Below are 17,922 nucleotides of genomic sequence, written 5' to 3'. Positions count from 1 at the left end.
CGCGGGCGATGCCGGTTCCCGCCTATAAGGTGTGTTGATCATGAACCTGCGAGGGCGCACGGTCGTGCTGTACGGGGATTTCTGGGAGATCGAGAGGGAGTCTGCGATACGGCGGCTTCAGGCGCTCGGCGCGCGGGTGGCGGACGAGGTGACCGAAGAGACCGACCTCATCTTTCTCGCCCCCGGTGAACGGGGGCCCATCCCCCGCACCGAGGCGATGCTCCGCACGCCGTACCTTGATGAAGACGCACTGATCGGCATGCTGGAGCGAGAAGAAGGCGTCACTCCTCCGGCCGCGGCGCCTCCTCGGCGGTTCCTGTCGGCTTCAGAGTTGGCAGGGGCGCGGGGCTCTGGCGCGGTGTACGCGCTCCTGGACGGGGCTGACTGGTCGGCCTTCACGCCCGAACGTGACACCCCGCCGCTGCGCGCCCGGCTGGCCGAGCTGGAGGGCGCCGAGGGCGTGACCGACGCCCACCGGCTGGCCACCCGACGGCTGCTTGACGCCGATGTGGCGTGGCTCGCGCAACCGTACGGCCACGACACGGAGATCATTGCCCACGCGATGAGCCCGGACGGCCGCTATTTGGCCACCGGTAGCTGGGTCGGCGACGACTACGACGCGGGTGGCGTCCTGCAGATCTGGGAGGTCGCGACCGGACGGTGCGTCAACACCGTGCGCCGCATCGAGGGCGGCATCGGATGGCCCGGCTATCAGCGCACGATCCAGTGGTCGGCCGACGCGTCCCGCATCGCCATGGCCCACCGCACGAACATGGTGGGGGTCTGGACCTTCGACGGCAAGCGGCTCGCCACGATCGACGCGTCGGACGGTAACTCCCGCCCGTCGGAGTTCGCGCTCTCTCCCGACGGGCGCAGCGTCTACTTCCACTGCGGTACCAACGGCGACGGCGGGCTCCAGGGCTGTATCGTCCCGCTGGATCGCGGCCACCTGAGCTGGCTGCCCAACCACGTGGAGACGGACCACCCGTACCTGATGGCGCGCCGGCTGCCCGAGGCCGTGCGGGACGACTTCGCCCGGCGCGACAACGGGGACGGCGATTGGAAGGTCGGGCAGTGGATCGATGACCCGGTGTGGTCGCCCGATGGCACCCGGCTGTTCGGGGCCAACGCCATCAGCGTGGACGCCGGAACGCGCGAGGTCGTCTGGTATGCCCCCGGCGAGTTCGCCCGGCTCAGCCCGGACGGGCGTCTCGTCGCCGCCGTCACTCGCCGCAGCCTGTTCCTGCTCGACGCGTCCACCGGGGGGATCCGCCGCGGCCCCTTCGAGCTCGGCGAGCCCGTCTCGCTGCACTGGGCGCCCGGTCGCGCCATCAACCGGCTGGCCGTCCTGACACCTCCCACGGGCAGCGCCGAGACGGGAGGCGTTCACGTCTTCGACGACGACCGGTTGGTCTTCAGCGCCCAGGTCCCGCATTCGGGGTGGGGGGACCGGGAGGGTGACCACAACGCCTGGGCCTGGGCTCCGGGCGGGGAACAGGCCGCCTTCCTGAACATCGAGGGGTCCGCGGAGATCTGGTCGTTCGCCGACCCGGCGAACCCCCGGCTGCTCCGGAGCGTGCTCGCCGGGGGCGCCGACACCGTGTACTGGGGTGCGGCTGACACGCTGGTGCTGCTCGACGACGTGGTAATGCAGTTCGTCAGGGTCGAGACCGGCGAGGTCATCGGCGACTTCTACTCCCTGTACGTCCCGCCGGGCCCGCGTCCGGTGGAGGGCGAGCTCGCCGAGGAGTTCGAGGGGCAGATCTTCGCTCTCGATGAGGACAACTGGGCGATGATCCTCCAGCCCGACGCCGTGATCGCTCCGGAGGACAGGGAGGAGGAACTGGGCTCCCTCCTCGCCTGGGGAGTCGGGCGGCGCCACGCCTGGCCGGTGCGCTGGGGTGAACTTCGCGTGCTGCCCGACGCCCTCACCGCCGCCGACGTCCTGGACTCCGAGTACGGCGAGCTCCTCCGCGAGTACCGCGAGGAGCTGGAGGAGATGGACGGCGATGAGCCCGTGGAGTGGCCGCCTCCGAACACCGCGAGCGTGGACGACCTGTTCGAGGCGGCGCGTGGTTCGCTCGCCGACCTCGACCGGTACAGCTGGGGCTCCCACATCGGCGATCACCTCCGGGCCGCCGCCCGGCTGCGCGCCCGGCGCGGCGAGCCTGAGGCCGCGATGACCCTGGTCGGTGACATCCCCGAGCCGGCGGACCGCCTCGCCGCGGCATCCGACGTCGCCGTGATCCTCGCCCGGGCCGGGGACACCCGTTCCGCCCGCACCGCATTCTCCCTCGCCCAGTCGCTGTTCCCATCGGTGGACCAGAGGATGTTCGATGCGGACAGGTCGGCCTCGTTCGGCGCGGCCTGCCAGGCGCTGGGCGAGACGGGCATCGCCGGGCAGTGGTTCCAGCACGCCCGCGCGTCCATCACCATCGAGCCCAACGCCTGGCAAGACCACGTCGCCGTCATGCACTCGATGCTGGAGTGTGGACGCGACGACCTCGTGCGCGCCCTCCTGGACGACCGAGCCGGGCATCCGAGCGGCAGCTTCTTCTCGGCGGCGGAGTGGCTGGTGTACCTGCTGCGCACCGGCCGCCTCGACCTGGCCCGTGAGTTCCAGAGCCTGCCCGGCTGGGACGTCCCGTACGAGGTGCTGACAGTCCTCGCCGAGCATGGACGGGCCGACCTGATGGAGAGCTGGGGGAACCACAACTGGGCGATCGGCGACGAACTCGTCGAGCTGGCCCACCGGGGCACGCCGCCATTCCGGCCCCAGAAGCCGACCGATCAGGACGTCCGGGAACTGGCCCGGGGCTATGCCAAGATCCAGGGCATACCGCACTCGCGGCGCGAGCACCCGATCAAGCAGCTGATCGAGAGCGCCGCGGCGTGCGGGCACATCTCCGCCGTTCTCGACCTCCTGGAATCGCTACCGGAGCGTGGCGACTTCAACGACCGTCCCTCGTCGGCGTTCGGCGCGATCTGGCTCCTCCACACCGGTTTCAACCGGCCTCCGTTCTAGCCCTGTCGGTGGCCCGGATCAGGTGAGGGTTTCGCCGCCGTCGACGGTGATGACCTGGCCGGTGACGTAGTTGTTAGACATCAGGAAGAGGGCCGAGGCGGCGGCTTCCTCGGCGGTGCCGAAGCGGCCGAGGGGAGCGGTCGAGCCGGCGGCGGCGATCGCTTCGTCGGAGTCGAGACCCGCCGCCGAGCGCAGGAGTGGGGTGTCGATCCGGCCGAAGCGGACGGCGTTCACGCGCAGCCGCGCCGGGGCGAGTTCCACGGCGAGGGCCTTGGTGAGGGTCTCCACGGCGCCGCCGACCGACAGCGGAGCGGCCATTCCGGGAGCGGGGCGGACCACGAGGATCCCCGAGCTGAACGTGAGCGAGCCTCCGGCGGGAAGCCGGGCCGCCGCCGCGCGGGCGGCGGCGAATGCCCCCCAGAGGCGGGAGTCGACGGTCGTACGGAGGTCGTCGGGCGACAGCTCGGTCAGGGGGCCGGCGCCGCTGAGGCCGCCGGCGGTGACGAGGACATGGTCGACGTGACCCGCCTTGTCGAAGGCCTCGGCGAGGATCTGCTCGTCGCCGCCGTCGCCGGGGACGGCCAGCACGGCGTCGTCGGGATCCCCGGCCGGACCCGCGCTTCGCACCCGGGAGACGGCGGCCTTCAGCCGGTCGGGGTCGCGGCCGACCAGTACGACGCGGGCGCCGACCGAACGCAGCAGGACGCCCGCCGCCAGCCCGATGCCCGAGCTTCCGCCGATGAGGACGGCGGTCGTGCCGGAGAGGGCGCTCGACAGCGGCGAACGTACGGGGATGGGAGTCGCGGTGCTCATGGGACCAACCTCTCAAGCGAAATAAACCATCTGGTTGTTTTACTGCTGCTCCGATACTGCCGTCTAGGCCGGGGAGGAGTCAACTGGATGGTTTAATTCATTCATGGCCTATGACGCGGAGGACACCAGACGGCGGATCTTCGCCGCCGCCACCGCCGAGTTCTCCGAGCGCGGCCTGGCGGGGGCCCGGGTCGACCGGATCGCGACGGCCGCCAGGGCCAACAAGCAGGCCATCTACCTGTACTTCGGGAGCAAGGAGAAGCTGTTCGCCGCCATCCTGCGGGCGAAGCTGGAGGAGGTCTGCGTCTCCGTCTCCATCGACCCCGACGCGGTGGCCGAGTCGGTCGGGCAGATGTTCGACTGGTATCAGGAGCACCCGGAGCTGATCAGGCTGCTGCTGTGGGAGGCCCTGGAGGTGTGCGGCGAACCCGACGAGGGCGAGCGGGAGCGCGGTGAGGAGTTCCGCGAGAAGGCTCGCCGCCTCGCGGACGGAGGCGCGGCCCACCACCTCCCCGAGGACGCACGCGTCCGCGCCGCCCAGGACCTGCTGTTCACCATCATGGGACTGATCGCCTGGAACTTCGCGGTGCCCAGGACGTGCCGCCTCGTCCTGAACGAGGAGACCGACCAAGCCGCCCTGGCGCGCCGCCGCGAGACCGTGGTCGAAACCGCCCGCAGCCTCGTCGCCTCCGCCGCACATTGATCGGGGGATGGGATGCCGCTGGAGAACGAGGACCGGCCGTCGGACTCGCCCTACATCCACCGCGTGTGGCGTAGCCGCGCGTCCGGGGTCGCGCGGATGACCTCGATCGCGACCTCGAACTGGGAGCTGGTGTTCTGGGCGGACCAGGGTCGCGTGCACGCCGCCGTACGGGGTCCCGAGACCACGGCCTCGAGCGCCGACGTGCCCGACGGGTCGGAGTCCTTCGGCATCACGTTCGCGCACGGCACCTCGATGCCGCACCTGCCTCCCGCGCGCCTCGTCGACTCCGCCTGGGAGAGCCCGCACGCGACCGCGTCGAGGTTCGTGCTGGGCGGTGAGGAGTGGCTCGTCCCCGGCTTCGAGAGCGCGGAGCAGCTCGTCGTACGGCTGGTGCGGGAGGGCGTCGTCGTACGCGACCCGCTCGTCGACGAGGTCGTGGCCGGTGGGATGCCGGACGTCGGGACGAGGTCGGTGCAGCGCCGCGTCGCCGCGGCGACCGGGCTCACGCAGGGCGGCATCCGGCAGATCGAGCGCGCCCGGCAGGCCGCGATCCTGCTCGGCGAGGGCGTCTCATCGCTCGAGGTCGTGAACCGGCTCGGCTACTACGACCAGCCGCACCTCGCCCGCTCACTGACGCGCTTCATCGGCCGTACCGCGACCGAGCTGTGCCGGCAGGATTCGACCGAGCAGCCCCTGTCGCTTCTGTACAAGACCGGCACCGCAGCCGATTCCTAGCCTTAGTGCCGCTGCGGAAGATTCCGCATCGGTACCAGGAAGGGAATCCAGATGACCGAGAACGTCAGCGCGGCCGCCGTGTCCGCCGACGGCACCGTGATCGCGTTCACCGCGTGGGGTGAGGGCGAGCCGCTCATCATCATCGACGGCGCGACCGCCTATCCCGCCATCAATCCGACGAACGAGGAGGTCGGACGGCTGCTGAGCGAGGAGTTCCGGACCTACGCCTACGACCGTCGCGGACGCGGCGAGAGCACCGACACCGGGCCGTACGCCGTGGAGCGCGAGATCGAGGACCTCGCCGCGCTCATCGAGGTCGCGGGCGCGCCGGCGACCGTGTTCGGCTGGTCGTCCGGCGCGGTCCTCGCGCTCGACGCCGCAGCGGCCGGTCTGCCGATCAAGCGGCTCGCGCTGTTCGAGCCGCCGTTCGTCGTCGACGACAGTCGCCCGCCGTTGCCCGCGGACTACGTGGAGCGCCTCGACGCCGCCGTGGCCGACGGTCGCCCCGGGGATGCCGCGGAGCTGTTCTTGACCGCCGCGGCCGGCATGCCCGCCGAGGCCGTCGGCGGCATCCGGCAGAGCGAGTTCTGGCCGGTCATGGAGGCTGTCGCGCCGACGATCGCCTACGACGGCCGGATCATGGGGACCACGATGTCGGGTGCCCCGCTGCCCCGTGATCGTTGGGCCGCCATCACCGTGCCCACGCTCGTGATGCACGGCACCGGGACGTTCCCATTCGTGATCACGGGCGCCCAGGCGCTTGCCGAACTGCTGCCGACCGCGACCCTGCGGGCCGTCGAGGGCGAGCAGCACAGCGCCCCCGCCGGCGTGCTCGCCGCCGCGCTGCGCGACTTCGCCCACGCCGGCTGAGAGGAGCGTGCACCCATGGGACGGATCGTGGTCACCGAGTTCATCTCGCTCGACGGCGTCGTGGAGGCGCCCGGTGGAGAGGACTTCAAGTATCCGAACTGGAGTTTCGAGTTCGACCGCGGCGAGGAGGGCGAGCGGTTCAAGGTCGACGAGGCGCTCGGCGCCGAGGCGTTGCTCCTCGGCCGCCGGACGTACGAGGGATTCGCCGCGGCCTGGTCGCAGTACGAGGGCGAGCTCGCCGACAAGTACAACGGGATGCCGAAGTACGTCGTCTCGAGCACGCTCACCGATCCCGAGTGGAACAACACGCGGGTGCTCTCCGGCGACCTGGCCGAGGAGGTGACCGGGCTCAAGAAGGAGGTGGACGGCGACATCTCGGTCGCTGGCAGCATCCAGCTCGTGCGGGGACTGCTCGAGCACGACCTCGTCGACGAGCTCCACCTCATGATGTTCCCGGTCCTCCTCGGCACCGGAAGGCACCTGTTCGGGGAGACCTCGGACAAGTCGGCGTGGCGGCTGACCGAATCGATCACGGTCGGCGAGGGTGTACCCATCATGATCCTCCGAAGGGCACGGTGACCGTTCGGCATCCGCTCATGCCGCCGACCGCGCGATCGGTGCCGATTCTGAGTAGTACGCGCTCATGCCGTTGAGCATGCATGGCTCGACGGGCTGACGCGCGTGACAACCTGGCGTCCTGGACTATCTCTGCCAGTTGGCCCGGGTAAGCTCACCGATCCGGCTGGCCTGCAGCAGCACCGACAGGTGCCCGTCGAAATGCCCGGCCTGCTGAGGGCTGATCTGCTCACAGCAGCGAAACCGGCGGCTGGCGCCGCGTAGGCGGCATGGTCGGGGCATGACGAACGATGAGAAGCAGCCGCTGTTCGACCACCGGCTCCGAGAACGGTTCTTCAGCCAGCGCGTACTGGTCCTCGACGGCGTGCTCGACGACGACAACGGGACGGTGCTCGCGACACAGCTACTCTCCCTCGCGAGCGAGGATCCCGGGAAGGACATCGCGTTGTGGATCCACTCGCCGGGCGGCTCCGTCCCGGCGATGCTGGCCATCCGCGACGTGATGCGGCTCGTGCCGTGCGACGTGGCCACCCTCGCGCTGGGACTGGCGTGCAGTGCGGGGCAGTTCCTGCTGTCCGCGGGCACACCGGGCAAACGCTTCGCCCTACCTCACGCCCGCATCCTGATGCACCAGGGCTCGGCGGGGATCGGCGGATCTGCCGTCGAGGTGGAGGTACAGGCGGACGACCTGCGGCACACCCGGGACACGGTGCTCGGCATCATCGCGGAGGACACCGGCCAGCCGATCGACCAGATCTTCGCTGACTCGCTGCACGACCGCTGGTTCACCACCGAGCAGGCCCGCGAGTACGGCTTCATCGACCACATCGTCAACGATCTGAGCCAGGTCGTGCCCGTGCGGCCGCACACGCTTGGACTCGGCTCGGCGACGGGAGTCCGCGCGTGAGCACATACACCATCCCCAACGTCATCACGCGGGTCGCGGGGGGCGAGCGGATCACGGATGTCTACTCGCACCTGCTGGCGGAGCGGATCGTCTATCTCGGCACCGCGATCGACTCCGGCGTGGCGAACGCGTTGATCGCCCAGTTGCTGTACCTGGAGGCGGACAACCCGGAGCGGGAGATCAACCTGTACATCAACTCCGAGGGCGGCGACCCGTCAGCGATGCTCGCCCTGTACGACACCATGCGCTACATCAAGGCGCCGGTGGCGACGACGTGCGTTGGCCAGGCGGTCGCGGCCGGCGCGGTGCTGCTGGCTGCGGGCGAGGCTGGACGCCGCTCGGTGTTGCCCCACACCCGGGTGGTACTGCATCAGCCCGCAACGCAGGGCCGCGGCGCCATCCCGGACCTCATTCTCCAGGCGGACGAGGTGATACGGGTGCGCACACAGCTGGAGGAGATCCTCTCCAAGCACACCGGTCACGATGTCGCGCAGTTGCGGCACGACACCGACCGGGACCGCGTGTTCGACGCGGCGAGCGCCGTCAGCTACGGACTCGCGGACCACGTCATCGACCACCGAACCTGACCACGGTCTCATGCGGCCATGAGCACGGGTCCCGCGGGACGGCGCCCGACCGTGGGACTCGCGCTGCGGCGCCGCCGGACATCGCCCGCGATGCCGGCGAGCAGGTCGGCAAAGTCGATGCCGAGCGCACCGGTGACCGCGGCGATCATCTCGCTCGACGGCTCCTTGCGACCGCGTTCGATCTCGGACAGGTACTGGGGCGAGATGCCGGCCCGCTCCGCGACGTCGATGAGGCGCCCACCCTGCTCCTCCCTGACCGCGCGCAGGGTTCGGCCGAGCACCTCGCGCCACAGCGGCTCCGGCTCACGATCCGGTGCGGGGATGTGATCTCGCTGGAACTGGAGAATGTCCGCCATGCGGTCATCCTGACACCGGTCCGGCGACCGAGGACAGCGCTTCCTCTCCAGGCGAAACGCCTGCGGCAGTGAGCCTGTGGGGCATCGTCACCCCGTCGGTCGTCGACATGCCAGACCCGACACCGCCCCTACTGAAGCGAACGTCCTGTCATGCCGCGCGTCGCGCGGTCGCGGCTGGGCGTGGCGGGCCACGGTGGAGACGCGCTGGGCCGTGGTGAGATTGCCCACGTGGGCATTCCAGATCAGGTGCAAACTGCACACTTGATCCTGCGCGTTGGGAATCGCATCACGGGCGTCCTGGCTGATGGGCTGAGGAGGCCCACATCAGGAGGTACATGACCATGTCGTACGACTCCACGCCAGACACTCTTTGGCATAGCCTGCGAGTCGCCGAGCTGATGGGCGAGCCGATCAAGGAGTTGCTTGACCGGTCGGTCCGACACGACCTGAGCAAGACCCGCGAGCCAGAGCGGGCCGTCTACGACGAGGTCGTGCCGCAACTGCGCGCCACGACCTACGGCAGCGTGGAGCATCGGACCGTGGTCGACACGATGGGCGAGGGGCTGCGACACCATTACGCGCACAACCGTCATCACCCAGAGCACTTTGCCGACGGGATCAACGGCATGACCCTGGTCGACCTGCTCGAGATGCTGGCGGACTGGAAGGCGGCCACCGAACGCACCTCGCATGGCGACCTCGCAGACAGCCTGACGATCAACCGCGAACGGTTCGGTATCGCACCACAGCTGATGGACATCCTGGTGAACACCGCTCGCCACTTCGGGTGGCTGGCCGCGGAGCCAGACCGAAACGCAGTGCCATGACACGGCGTGGCCGCCGAGATCGACAGTAGCCAAATCATCGGCGAGGCGTCCGAACGCCCTCTCATGCCGCCAGCAGACATGGCGGACGAAACCGACAAAGACGAGCAATCGCCGCCGTAGTTGAGCACTACATGAGCAACGGTCGAACTACTTGAGCAGCGCGCTTGGACCGCTCAGACCAACTCGCCTCGCTTAGTGCTCAGGTAGGCGCGCTCGGCGGAGTTCTGGGTGGCGGCGATTGCGGCGTCGTATGACTCTTTCGCCTCGGCGCTTCGGCCGAGCCTGCGGAGCAGGTCGGCTCAGGCGAGGCCCTCGAACGGACGGACTTCGACCTTGCCCCGGCACGCCTTAGACCCCTCGGCCGCGAGCTTGAGCGCCGCATCGAGGTCGGGCGCGTCGATGACCCAGAAACCCCCGATGACCTCCTTGGTCTCGAGGTAGGGACCGTCGGTCATCACCGGCGTCTCACCCTGGCCGTCGACGACGGTCGCCGTCGATGCCGACTGAAGCCCACCGGCGAAGACCCAGTAGCCATCGGCGTGAAGCCTGTCATTGAAGGCGGCGGTCGCCGCGAACGCCTCCTCCATCTCCTCCTTGGAGCCGTAGTTGCCGAACTCGCCCATCTCGGCGGGGCCGTGCACGGACAACAGGTAGTGCGTCATCCCGCTTCTCCTTGAGTTCCCGGCGGTCCCGATGACCACCATCTACCACCACCACGAACGGCATCCCGCCGATACGACAACCAGTCACACAAAACCTTGCGATCGGGTTCCCTGATCGGCGAACTGCCCTCGATGCCTTGCCGCAGGAGCACCGAACGCTCGTGTGCAGGCTCAGCCGCGGCTTCGTCCAGCGCGACGCCGACGAGACCGGCTGCGCCGGCGTCACGGCCGGGACTCGCGCCCGACCCGTGCCGGTGCTGCGTCATCACGCATCGACCCCTGGAACATATCTTCTCGCGACCTGTCGGATCCGTACCCGCCCGTTCGTGGAGGGGGTATGAGCGGGTCGCACCGGGCGGGCCGCCGAGGAAACGGAGCCCGACATGTCCACCACCACGCAGATCCCCACCCGCGTAACCCCCAGCGCGCCGACCCAGGCTGCCGAACGACAGCCGATCTGGAAGCACGGCGTCGCGGCAGCACTCGTCGCCTCGGTCGCCACGACCGTCCTCGCGGCGGTCGCGTCAGCCGCCGGGGTCTCGTTCGCCGACAGCACCGGCGCGAGCATCCCGATCGTCGGGTTCGCGCAACTGACGTTGGTCTTCTCGCTGGTCGGCGTCGGTATCGCCGCCGTCATGGCGCGCAAGGCGCGTCGGCCACGGGCCACGTTCGTGCGGACGGCGGTCGCCCTTACCGCGCTTTCCTTCGTCCCGGACCTCACGTTCGGGTTCGACGCCGGCTCCGCGGCCACCCTGATCGCGCTGCACACCGTCGCCGCGGCGATCGTGGTGCCGACCCTGGCAGGGCGGCTCGCGCGCACAAGCTGACCGGGCTCGAACCGTGGCCACTGCCCTTTCGCCAGGCCGACGGCATCAGTCCCACCCCGCTCCGGGGCGACCCCGGTTGTGGTGAAGACGCCGACGACCTGGCGGAAGGGCAGGTAGTCGCACTCGAACGAGGGCTCGCGGCGCGACATCGCGACAGTTCACGACGATCAGCGGCATCCGGCGACGTTCAGTACAAGGTCGGCCAGTAGGCACGCGGCACCGCGACTCGAAACGCACTCACATGCCGCTGTGAGCACATACGGGACCGTCGCCGGGTGGCCGCCGGTCCGGCCGTCAGCCGAGGCTCGGTTCGGAGCCGTCCTCGCCCGGGGCGGTGGCCTGGACCGTGCGCGGGCGGCGGGATCCGTCGGAGGCCCGCGCCGGCCGGGCCATGCCGAGCAGGCCGCTGCCCTTGAGGCACAGGACGAGGCCGCCGAGGCCGAGGAGTCCGGACAGGATCCACTCGTGGCTGCCGGCGGGCCGGTACACCTGCCCGGACCGGCCGACGTCCCGTGCCCTGATGTGCGTCCCCGCCGTCAGGCCGCCCGCACCGCCGTACAGGAAGACGTGCGACCGCGTGAGCGTGCCGCTGTCCGAGCGGAACGCGCCCTGCCAGTTGCAGGCCGTGTGCCCGGGGTGGCGGACGCAGTTCAACCGGTCGGCGGTGAAGGTCCCCCGGGTGCCGGCGCCAGACCGGGCGGCCCGGAGCACCGGCCCCACGTTCGGGACGACGAGGTACAGCAGGAACGCGCCCAGCAGGGCCAGGAGTACGTCGAACGCGGAGACGCGCCACCTCATCGGCCACTTCCCCATCTCATCGCGACACGCCTCAGGCCTCCGCGAGGGCCTGCCGACGTGTCGGCTCGGCGCAGGAGCACTTCATTTCGGCGCGTTCGCCGGCGCTGGGCCGGCGGTGCAGGAGCATGGCCACGACCATGGGCACGGTGACGAGGCCGTTGTAGACCAGGTGGAGTTCGACCCGTGGGAAGAACAGTTGCAGGATGCTGGTCGGTACGGCTCGGTGGGCCAGGTAGCTGTGGGTGGAGGCCTGGATGAGCAGCAGCAAATGCTCGAAGTGATGCCAGACCTGGATGCCCAGGGCGATGTTCCACCAGGTCCGGGACTTTCCGGTGAAACCGGGCCGCAGCAAGATCAAACCGATCAGCATGAGCACCGCGTAGCCGTAATGCAGCCATTCCGATTTGATCAGCCAGGGGAACGGCTCGCCCAGCAGGCCGCGCGCCTTTGGCACGGGCCAGCCGAGAACCCAGATCTGGATGGCCTGAACGACGTGCTCGGCCCAGTGGGCGATGACGATGAAGGCGAAGAGCGCCAGCGCGGGCCGATGGTAGCGGGTGTTGATCCCGGACAGGGCGCCCTCCCGCCCGGAGGCTGATAATGCTGGAGCCGCCATGACGATTCCGCCTTTCCAGTGCAATTTCGATCATGAATTATCCGAGCAACTCACGATAAGTCGCAGGCCATGATCGCTATCGCATCTGGCCGCATCCGGTGATGGCCGTTGACAGCACTCGGGATCCATGGTGACCATGCGATCGCCGGACGTCCTCTCACCGTGAGTCGCATGCGCCGCCTTCCCTTATGGAGCCTTAATGTCGCACATCACGCTGGATAATGATCAGCCGGGAATCCGGGGCCTCTTCCAATTCCGGCCGGAGACGGCGGTCCCGCTCAACCTGCTCGCCGAGGTGCTGCTGCGCGGCGACAGCACGCTGACCCGTGGCGAGCGCGAACTGATCGCCGCCTATGTCTCGTCGCTGAACCAGTGCCGTTTCTGCACTTCCTCCCACGCGGCGTTCGCCGCGGCCCAGCTTCCGGCGGGAATGGAGCTGGTGGACCAGGTGCGCGCGGATCTGGAGACCGCGCCGGTGTCGGCAAAGCTGAAGGCGTTGTTGCGGATCGCGGCCGCCGTGCAGCAGGGCGGCCTCGAGGTCACCCCCGATCTGGTGCGGGGCGCCCGCGCGGAGGACGCCACCGACCTGGAGATCCACGACACCGTCCTCATCGCCGCCGCGTTCTGCATGTTCAACCGCTACGTCGACGGTCTGGGCACCTTCGCCCCGGACGACCCGGCCGCCTATGCCGCGGCGGCCGAGCGCATCGTCGCCTTCGGCTACGTGTCGAGCGCCGACGACGCGGAGCAACCGGCACGGTGACGGCCGCCGCCTCCGGCCGGCGCGGGTGACCGGAACCTCGCCCCGGCGGGCCGAAACTCAGGTCCTCGTCGGTATTTGTCGCTGGCGGACGACAAATATGCTTGTCGTCATCCCCCGACCGAGGATGTTCATGGACACCGCTCAGCCTCTGCCCGCCTACTACCGCCTCAAGCGACGCCTGCTCGCCGACATCGAGCGCGGCGAGTACGGCGTGGACGGCAGGCTGCCCACCGAACACGACCTGTGCGCGGCGTACGGCCTGAGCCGTACGCCGGTCGCGCGGGCGCTGTCGGAGCTGGCGGCCGAGGGGGTGGTGGTCCGGCACCGGCGCCGCGGCACCTTCGTCAATCCCGACTGGATGCGAGCGCTGAGCGCCGCGCCGGAGGTCTCGGTGATCACCTGTGACCAGGCGTGGGAGGACCAGCTGCGCGAGGCGGCGGGCAAGGACCTGCGGCTGTCGATCACGTCGGCGCCGCTCGCGGAGCTGCGGGGGGTGTTCCGCCGGGCGATCGCCGAGGGGCGCGGGCCGGACCTGGCGCTGGTCGACTCGGTGTGGGTGGCGGAGTTCGCCGAGTCGCACATGCTCACCCCGATCGGCGAGCTGGACCCCGAATGGGCCGCCGCCGAGCACGACGCCGACTTCCTGCCGCCCTTCGCCGACGCGTACCGCCTGGAGGGCGTCGACATCGTGGCCGTGCAGGCCGACGCGGACGTCACCGGCCTGTGGTATCGCCGGGAGGCCCTCGAGGCCGCCGGGGCGTCCCCGCCCGCCACGTGGCGTGACCTGCGCGCCCTGGGCCGCACTCTCGCGGAGGGGCTGCCCCGCGACCGGTACGCGCTGGTGATGCCCGGCGGCCCGGCCGCGACGGAGACCGCGACGTACGCGCTCGTCGGCCTGCTCGCCGCCAACGGCGCGACCATCTTCTCCTCCGAGGCGGTGACGCTGGACTCCCCCGCGACGGTGGAGACGCTGCGGTTCCTGCGCCGCCTCGTCGACGACGGGGTCCTGCCGGCCGAGGTGGTGACCTACGACCGGCACAAGGCGGCCCGGCTGCTGGCGGCCGGGCGGGCGGACCTGTTCGTCGGCGCCAGCTACCACGCCGAGCTGCTCGCGGCCGAGATCGGCGGCACGCTCTCCGACGTCGCCGAGCGGTTCGGGTTCGTTCCGCTGCCCGCCGGACCGTACGGGCCGCCGGCGATCCTGTGCGGCGGCATGGTCTACTGCATCCCCCGCCAGGCGCGGAACCCTCACCTGGCGATGCGGCTGCTGCGCGCGGCCACCGCGCCGAAGCGGCTGGCGGACCTGTGCGCGGAGACCGGCCAGCTCCCGCCGCGCCGCAGCGTGCTGGACGCCATGGCGCCGGTGTCGCCGTTCCACGCCCAGACCGCGGCGCTGCTCGAGCACGCGGTCGTACGGCCGTCCTCGCCGGTGTACGCCCTCGTCTCCGCGCAGCTGCAGGTGCTCCTGGAGGGCGTGCTCACCCGGCGGTGGACCGCGGCGGCCGGCGTCACGCTGGCGGCCGACCGGATCAGCGCCATCACGGGCCTGCCGGTCGTCCGCGGCTGACCTGGGCACATGATCGTCCGGCGGCCGGGTCGGTAACGCGTTCGTAACCCATTGGGCCATAGCTCTTGACCTGGAACGCTCCAGCCTCCAGATTTGCCACATCACAGTGGCAAATCCCCCTGGAGGGAGCGCAGATGCGTCGGAAATCGGCCTTCGCGGTGACGACAGTGATGGTCGCGGCAGCGCTGAGCGCCTGCGGCAGCAGCGGATCTTCGGACGGCAAGACCATCAAGGTCGCCTACCAGAAGTTCGGCAACTTCATCGGCGCGGACGTGCTGTTCAAGAAGATCAAGCCCGTCTTCGAACAGCAGAACCCCGGGTACAAGCTGAAGCTCATCCCCATCGAGGCGGATGAGAACTCCTACTACACCAAGCTCAACCTGATGCGGCGCTCCCCGAGCACCGCACCCGACGTCGCCTACGAGGACACGTTCTTCGTCAACTCCGACGCCCAGGCGCGCTTCCTGATGCCGCTGGACGACAAGTTGCAGTCCTGGCCGGACTGGTCGCAGTTCTTCGACGCCGCCAAGGCGGCCGGGCAGGCCTCCGACGGCCACACCTACGGCATCCCGATGGGCACCGACACACGCGGCCTCTGGTACAACAAGCAGATCTTCGCCAAGGCCGGGCTCCCCGCGGACTGGCAGCCGAAGACCTGGAACGACGTGCTGGCCGCGGCCCGGCAGATCAAGGCCAAGGTCCCCGGCGTCATCCCCCTCAACGTCTACGCGGGCAAGGGCGTCGGCGAGGCCGCCTCGATGCAGGGCTTCGAGATGCTGCTGTACGGCACCGCCGACAAGCTGTACGACGACCAGACCAAGAAGTGGGTCGTGCCGAGCAAGGGCATGGGCGACTCCTTCAACTTCCTGAAGACGGTCTACTCCTCGGGCCTCGGCCCCACGCCGCAGCAGGCACTCGACCCGCACTGGAGCGACAACGTCGCCGGGCAGGAACTGCCCAAGGGCAAGCTCGCCATCGACCTGGACGGCTCCTGGCTGCCGCAGGCCTGGATCCCCGGCGGCGCGAACCCCTGGCCGCAGTGGTCGAGCACTCTCGGCACCACCCCCATGCCCACCCAGAACGGCCAGGCACCCGGCAAGGTCACGATGTCCGGCGGTTGGCTGCTGTCCATCGGCGCCCGCACCAAGCAGGCCGCGGCGGCCTGGAAGCTGGTGCAGCTCGCCATGAACAAGGAGAACTCGCTCGACTTCTACGTCAAGGCGACGCAGGTGTCGGTGCGCAAGGACGTCATCGACGACCCGAAGTACGTCGCGGGCAACCCGACCCAGAAGTTCTGGACCAACCTGGTGTCCGTCACCCAGTACCGGCCCGCCTACAGCGTCTACCCACAGATCTCCAACCAGCTGCAGGCCGCGACCGAGGCCGTGGTGACCAACCAGGGGTCCCCGCAGTCGGCGATGAACGACTTCGCCAATCAGGTCAAGCAGATCGCCGGCCCGGACAAGGTGGAGGCGAAGCCCTGATGGATCCCATGCGCTCCATGGGCGAAGGGACGCCCTGATGGTCGCAGTGGACCTGCCCGAGCGCACCGTCACCCGCCGCCCGCCCGCCCGGCGCGGGCGGCGGGCCGTCGGCCGAGCGCTGCCGCTGTTGCCCGCGTTCGGCCTGCTGGCGCTGTTCTTCGTCGGGCCGATCCTGTGGTGCGTCTACGCGTCCTTCACCGACATCGCGCTGACCGGCGCGGGCGCCAGCAGTCCGCACCTGGTGGGCCTGCGCAACTACCGGCAGATGTTCTCCGACCCGCAGTTCACCAAGTCGCTGTGGCTGACCGTCGTCTTCGTCGTCGGCTCGGCCGTCATCGGGCAGAACATCGGTGGCCTCGTCCTCGCGCTGCTCATGAACGGCCGCCGCCGGATCTTCCGCTCGATCGTCGGCGCCATCGTGGTGGGCGCGTGGGTGCTGCCGGAGCTGGTCGCGGCGTTCATGTGGTACGCGTTCCTGTCCGACCACGGGACGCTCAACGCGATCCTGCACGCCGTGGGCCTGCACGGGAAGAGCTGGCTGTACGCGAGTCCCCTGCTGGCGGTGACGATCGCCAACGTCTGGCGCGGCACGGCGTTCTCCATGCTCGTCTACTCCGCCGCGCTGTCGAACGTGCCGGACGAGCTCCTCGAGGCCGCCTCGGTGGACGGCGCGTCGGCGTGGCAGCGGCTGCGCCACATCACGATGCCGCTGATCCGGCGGGCGATGCTGACCAACCTGATGACGATCACGCTGCAGACCCTCGCGGTCTTCACGCTGATCTTCGCCATGACGGGCGGCGGCCCCGGCACCAAGAGTCAGACCCTGCCGATCTTCATGTACCAGGAGGCGTTCAAGTTCTACCACCTGGGTTACGGCGCGGCGCTCGCGATCGTGCTGCTGGCGGTCGGTGCGGTGTTCTCCCTGGTGTACCTGCGTGCCATGCGAAAGGAGCTGTGACGATGGCGGTCGCCTCTCCCACCGCCCCGAACCGGCGCAGCGCCGCCGTCGCCGCGTACGCGGTGCTGGTCCTGGTGGCGCTGGCGTTCCTCGCGCCGTTCGGCTGGCTGTTCCTCGCGTCGGTCTCCCAAAGCCCGCCGCTGGACACGTCCATCCCCGACCATCTGACCCTGCGCAACTTCGCCGACGTGCTCACCGGCGACAACCTGCACTCGCTGGCCAACAGCCTGGTGCTGTCGATGGGCTCGGCGCTGCTGACGCTGCTGCTCGGCGCGCCCGCGGCGTACCCGCTGTCGCGCTACAGCCGCCGGTTCGGCCGCCCGATCCTGCTCGGGCTGCTGTTCGCCACCGGGCTGCCGGTCACGGCGATCATGGTCCCGGTGTACGGCCTGTTCGTCCAGCTGAACCTGCTCGACTCGACCCCGGCCACCGTCCTGTTCCTCACCGCGATCGGGCTGCCGATGGCGATCTGGATGCTGAAGAACTTCATGGACGAGGTGCCGATCTCCCTGGAGGAGGCGGCGTGGGTGGACGGGGCGTCCGGCCTGCGGGCGCTGGTGCGGATCGTGCTGCCGCTCATGGTGCCGGGCACGACCGTGGTGTTCACCTTCACCTTCGCCCTCACCTGGGGGAACTTCTTCGTCCCGTTCATCCTGCTCATCGATCCCACGAAACAGCCGGCCGCAGTAGCCATCTTCCAGTACTTCGGAGGAGCGGGAGCGTACTCCTCCTACGGACTGCTGGCCGCCTTCTCGATCCTGTACTCGCTGCCCGTCGTCCTGCTGTACACCGTGGCCCAGCGCACGCTGGGGAACGCGTTCGCACTGCAGGGCGCCGTCAAGGGCTGA

Annotated in this window: 19 protein-coding genes; 14 read left to right on the top strand and 5 right to left on the bottom strand. The window is 69.7% G+C overall.

Annotation, left to right across the window (positions count from 1 at the left end):
- Positions 1-40: 40 nt before the first annotated feature.
- Positions 41-3,025, top strand: a complete 2,985-nt coding sequence (locus tag ACYVF7_RS12030; protein ID WP_460338883.1) for a BRCT domain-containing protein — start codon at positions 41-43, stop codon at positions 3,023-3,025.
- A gap of 18 nt (positions 3,026-3,043) precedes the next feature.
- On the opposite strand, the gene ACYVF7_RS12025 is transcribed toward ACYVF7_RS12030, so the two are convergent.
- Positions 3,044-3,838, bottom strand: a complete 795-nt coding sequence (locus ACYVF7_RS12025) for an SDR family NAD(P)-dependent oxidoreductase (RefSeq protein WP_460338881.1) — start codon at positions 3,836-3,838, stop codon at positions 3,044-3,046.
- A 103-nt stretch (positions 3,839-3,941) separates the two neighbouring features.
- Between ACYVF7_RS12025 and ACYVF7_RS12020 the strand changes: the two genes are divergently transcribed.
- The 6 genes from ACYVF7_RS12020 (at position 3,942) to ACYVF7_RS11995 (ending at position 8,216) form a co-directional block, all read left to right on the top strand.
- Positions 3,942-4,541, top strand: coding sequence for a TetR/AcrR family transcriptional regulator (locus tag ACYVF7_RS12020; RefSeq protein ID WP_460338879.1), 600 nt, complete (start codon positions 3,942-3,944; stop codon positions 4,539-4,541).
- A gap of 12 nt (positions 4,542-4,553) precedes the next feature.
- Positions 4,554-5,276: a hypothetical protein gene (locus ACYVF7_RS12015; RefSeq protein WP_460338877.1), complete on the top strand. Its 723-nt coding sequence runs from the start codon at positions 4,554-4,556 to the stop codon at positions 5,274-5,276.
- Between the two features lie 51 nt (positions 5,277-5,327).
- Positions 5,328-6,146 (top strand): alpha/beta fold hydrolase, encoded by an 819-nt coding sequence (locus ACYVF7_RS12010; protein ID WP_460338875.1) that lies wholly within the window; start codon positions 5,328-5,330, stop codon positions 6,144-6,146.
- Between the two features lie 15 nt (positions 6,147-6,161).
- Positions 6,162-6,725 carry a dihydrofolate reductase family protein gene (locus ACYVF7_RS12005; RefSeq protein WP_460338873.1) on the top strand — a complete coding sequence of 188 codons (564 nt, stop codon included), beginning with the start codon at positions 6,162-6,164 and terminating at the stop codon, positions 6,723-6,725.
- Positions 6,726-7,002: 277 nt separating this feature from the next.
- Positions 7,003-7,629 carry a ClpP family protease gene (locus ACYVF7_RS12000; RefSeq protein WP_460338871.1) on the top strand — a complete coding sequence of 209 codons (627 nt, stop codon included), beginning with the start codon at positions 7,003-7,005 and terminating at the stop codon, positions 7,627-7,629.
- On the top strand, positions 7,626-8,216 hold the full coding sequence (locus ACYVF7_RS11995) for a ClpP family protease (RefSeq protein WP_460338869.1): 591 nt from the start codon (positions 7,626-7,628) through the stop codon (positions 8,214-8,216). The genes ACYVF7_RS12000 and ACYVF7_RS11995 overlap by 4 nt, the downstream gene beginning before the upstream one ends.
- Positions 8,217-8,224: 8 nt before the next feature.
- Here ACYVF7_RS11995 and ACYVF7_RS11990 read toward each other — a convergent pair whose 3' ends face one another.
- Positions 8,225-8,572, bottom strand: a complete 348-nt coding sequence (locus tag ACYVF7_RS11990; RefSeq protein ID WP_460338867.1) for a helix-turn-helix domain-containing protein — start codon at positions 8,570-8,572, stop codon at positions 8,225-8,227.
- Positions 8,573-8,907: 335 nt separating this feature from the next.
- Here ACYVF7_RS11990 and ACYVF7_RS11985 point away from each other — a divergent pair, with 335 nt between their 5' ends.
- Complete coding sequence (locus ACYVF7_RS11985; RefSeq protein ID WP_460338865.1) at positions 8,908-9,399, top strand: DUF5662 family protein; 492 nt, start codon at positions 8,908-8,910, stop codon at positions 9,397-9,399.
- Between the two features lie 299 nt (positions 9,400-9,698).
- On the opposite strand, the gene ACYVF7_RS11980 is transcribed toward ACYVF7_RS11985, so the two are convergent.
- Positions 9,699-10,103 carry a YciI family protein gene (locus ACYVF7_RS11980; protein ID WP_460338863.1) on the bottom strand — a complete coding sequence of 135 codons (405 nt, stop codon included), beginning with the start codon at positions 10,101-10,103 and terminating at the stop codon, positions 9,699-9,701.
- Between the two features lie 341 nt (positions 10,104-10,444).
- Between ACYVF7_RS11980 and ACYVF7_RS11975 the strand changes: the two genes are divergently transcribed.
- A complete protein-coding gene (locus ACYVF7_RS11975; RefSeq protein ID WP_460338861.1) occupies positions 10,445-10,888 on the top strand; it encodes a DUF6069 family protein in 444 nt (147 codons plus the stop codon).
- Between the two features lie 294 nt (positions 10,889-11,182).
- On the opposite strand, the gene ACYVF7_RS11970 is transcribed toward ACYVF7_RS11975, so the two are convergent.
- Together ACYVF7_RS11970 and ACYVF7_RS11965 are read right to left on the bottom strand one after the other, a co-directional pair.
- Positions 11,183-11,686: a hypothetical protein gene (locus ACYVF7_RS11970; protein ID WP_460338859.1), complete on the bottom strand. Its 504-nt coding sequence runs from the start codon at positions 11,684-11,686 to the stop codon at positions 11,183-11,185.
- 31 nt (positions 11,687-11,717) lie between these two features.
- The gene (locus tag ACYVF7_RS11965) at positions 11,718-12,302 is read right to left on the bottom strand and encodes a hypothetical protein (RefSeq protein ID WP_460338857.1); all 585 of its coding nucleotides are present in this window, start codon (positions 12,300-12,302) and stop codon (positions 11,718-11,720) included.
- Positions 12,303-12,501: 199 nt separating this feature from the next.
- Between ACYVF7_RS11965 and ACYVF7_RS11960 the strand changes: the two genes are divergently transcribed.
- The 5 genes from ACYVF7_RS11960 to ACYVF7_RS11940 all read left to right on the top strand — a co-directional run bounded on the left by ACYVF7_RS11960 (position 12,502) and on the right by ACYVF7_RS11940 (position 17,922).
- Positions 12,502-13,065: a carboxymuconolactone decarboxylase family protein gene (locus ACYVF7_RS11960; RefSeq protein ID WP_460338855.1), complete on the top strand. Its 564-nt coding sequence runs from the start codon at positions 12,502-12,504 to the stop codon at positions 13,063-13,065.
- Between the two features lie 130 nt (positions 13,066-13,195).
- Positions 13,196-14,632, top strand: a complete 1,437-nt coding sequence (locus tag ACYVF7_RS11955) for an extracellular solute-binding protein (RefSeq protein ID WP_460338853.1) — start codon at positions 13,196-13,198, stop codon at positions 14,630-14,632.
- Between the two features lie 134 nt (positions 14,633-14,766).
- Positions 14,767-16,116: an extracellular solute-binding protein gene (locus ACYVF7_RS11950; protein ID WP_460338851.1), complete on the top strand. Its 1,350-nt coding sequence runs from the start codon at positions 14,767-14,769 to the stop codon at positions 16,114-16,116.
- A gap of 37 nt (positions 16,117-16,153) precedes the next feature.
- Positions 16,154-17,074 carry a carbohydrate ABC transporter permease gene (locus ACYVF7_RS11945; RefSeq protein ID WP_460338849.1) on the top strand — a complete coding sequence of 307 codons (921 nt, stop codon included), beginning with the start codon at positions 16,154-16,156 and terminating at the stop codon, positions 17,072-17,074.
- A 2-nt stretch (positions 17,075-17,076) separates the two neighbouring features.
- Positions 17,077-17,922 (top strand): carbohydrate ABC transporter permease, encoded by an 846-nt coding sequence (locus tag ACYVF7_RS11940; RefSeq protein ID WP_460338847.1) that lies wholly within the window; start codon positions 17,077-17,079, stop codon positions 17,920-17,922.

Source organism: Actinoallomurus acanthiterrae (assembly GCF_054775715.1).
The sequence above is the reverse complement of the archived record's forward strand: the minus strand, read 5'-3'. Positions and strand labels throughout refer to the sequence as shown.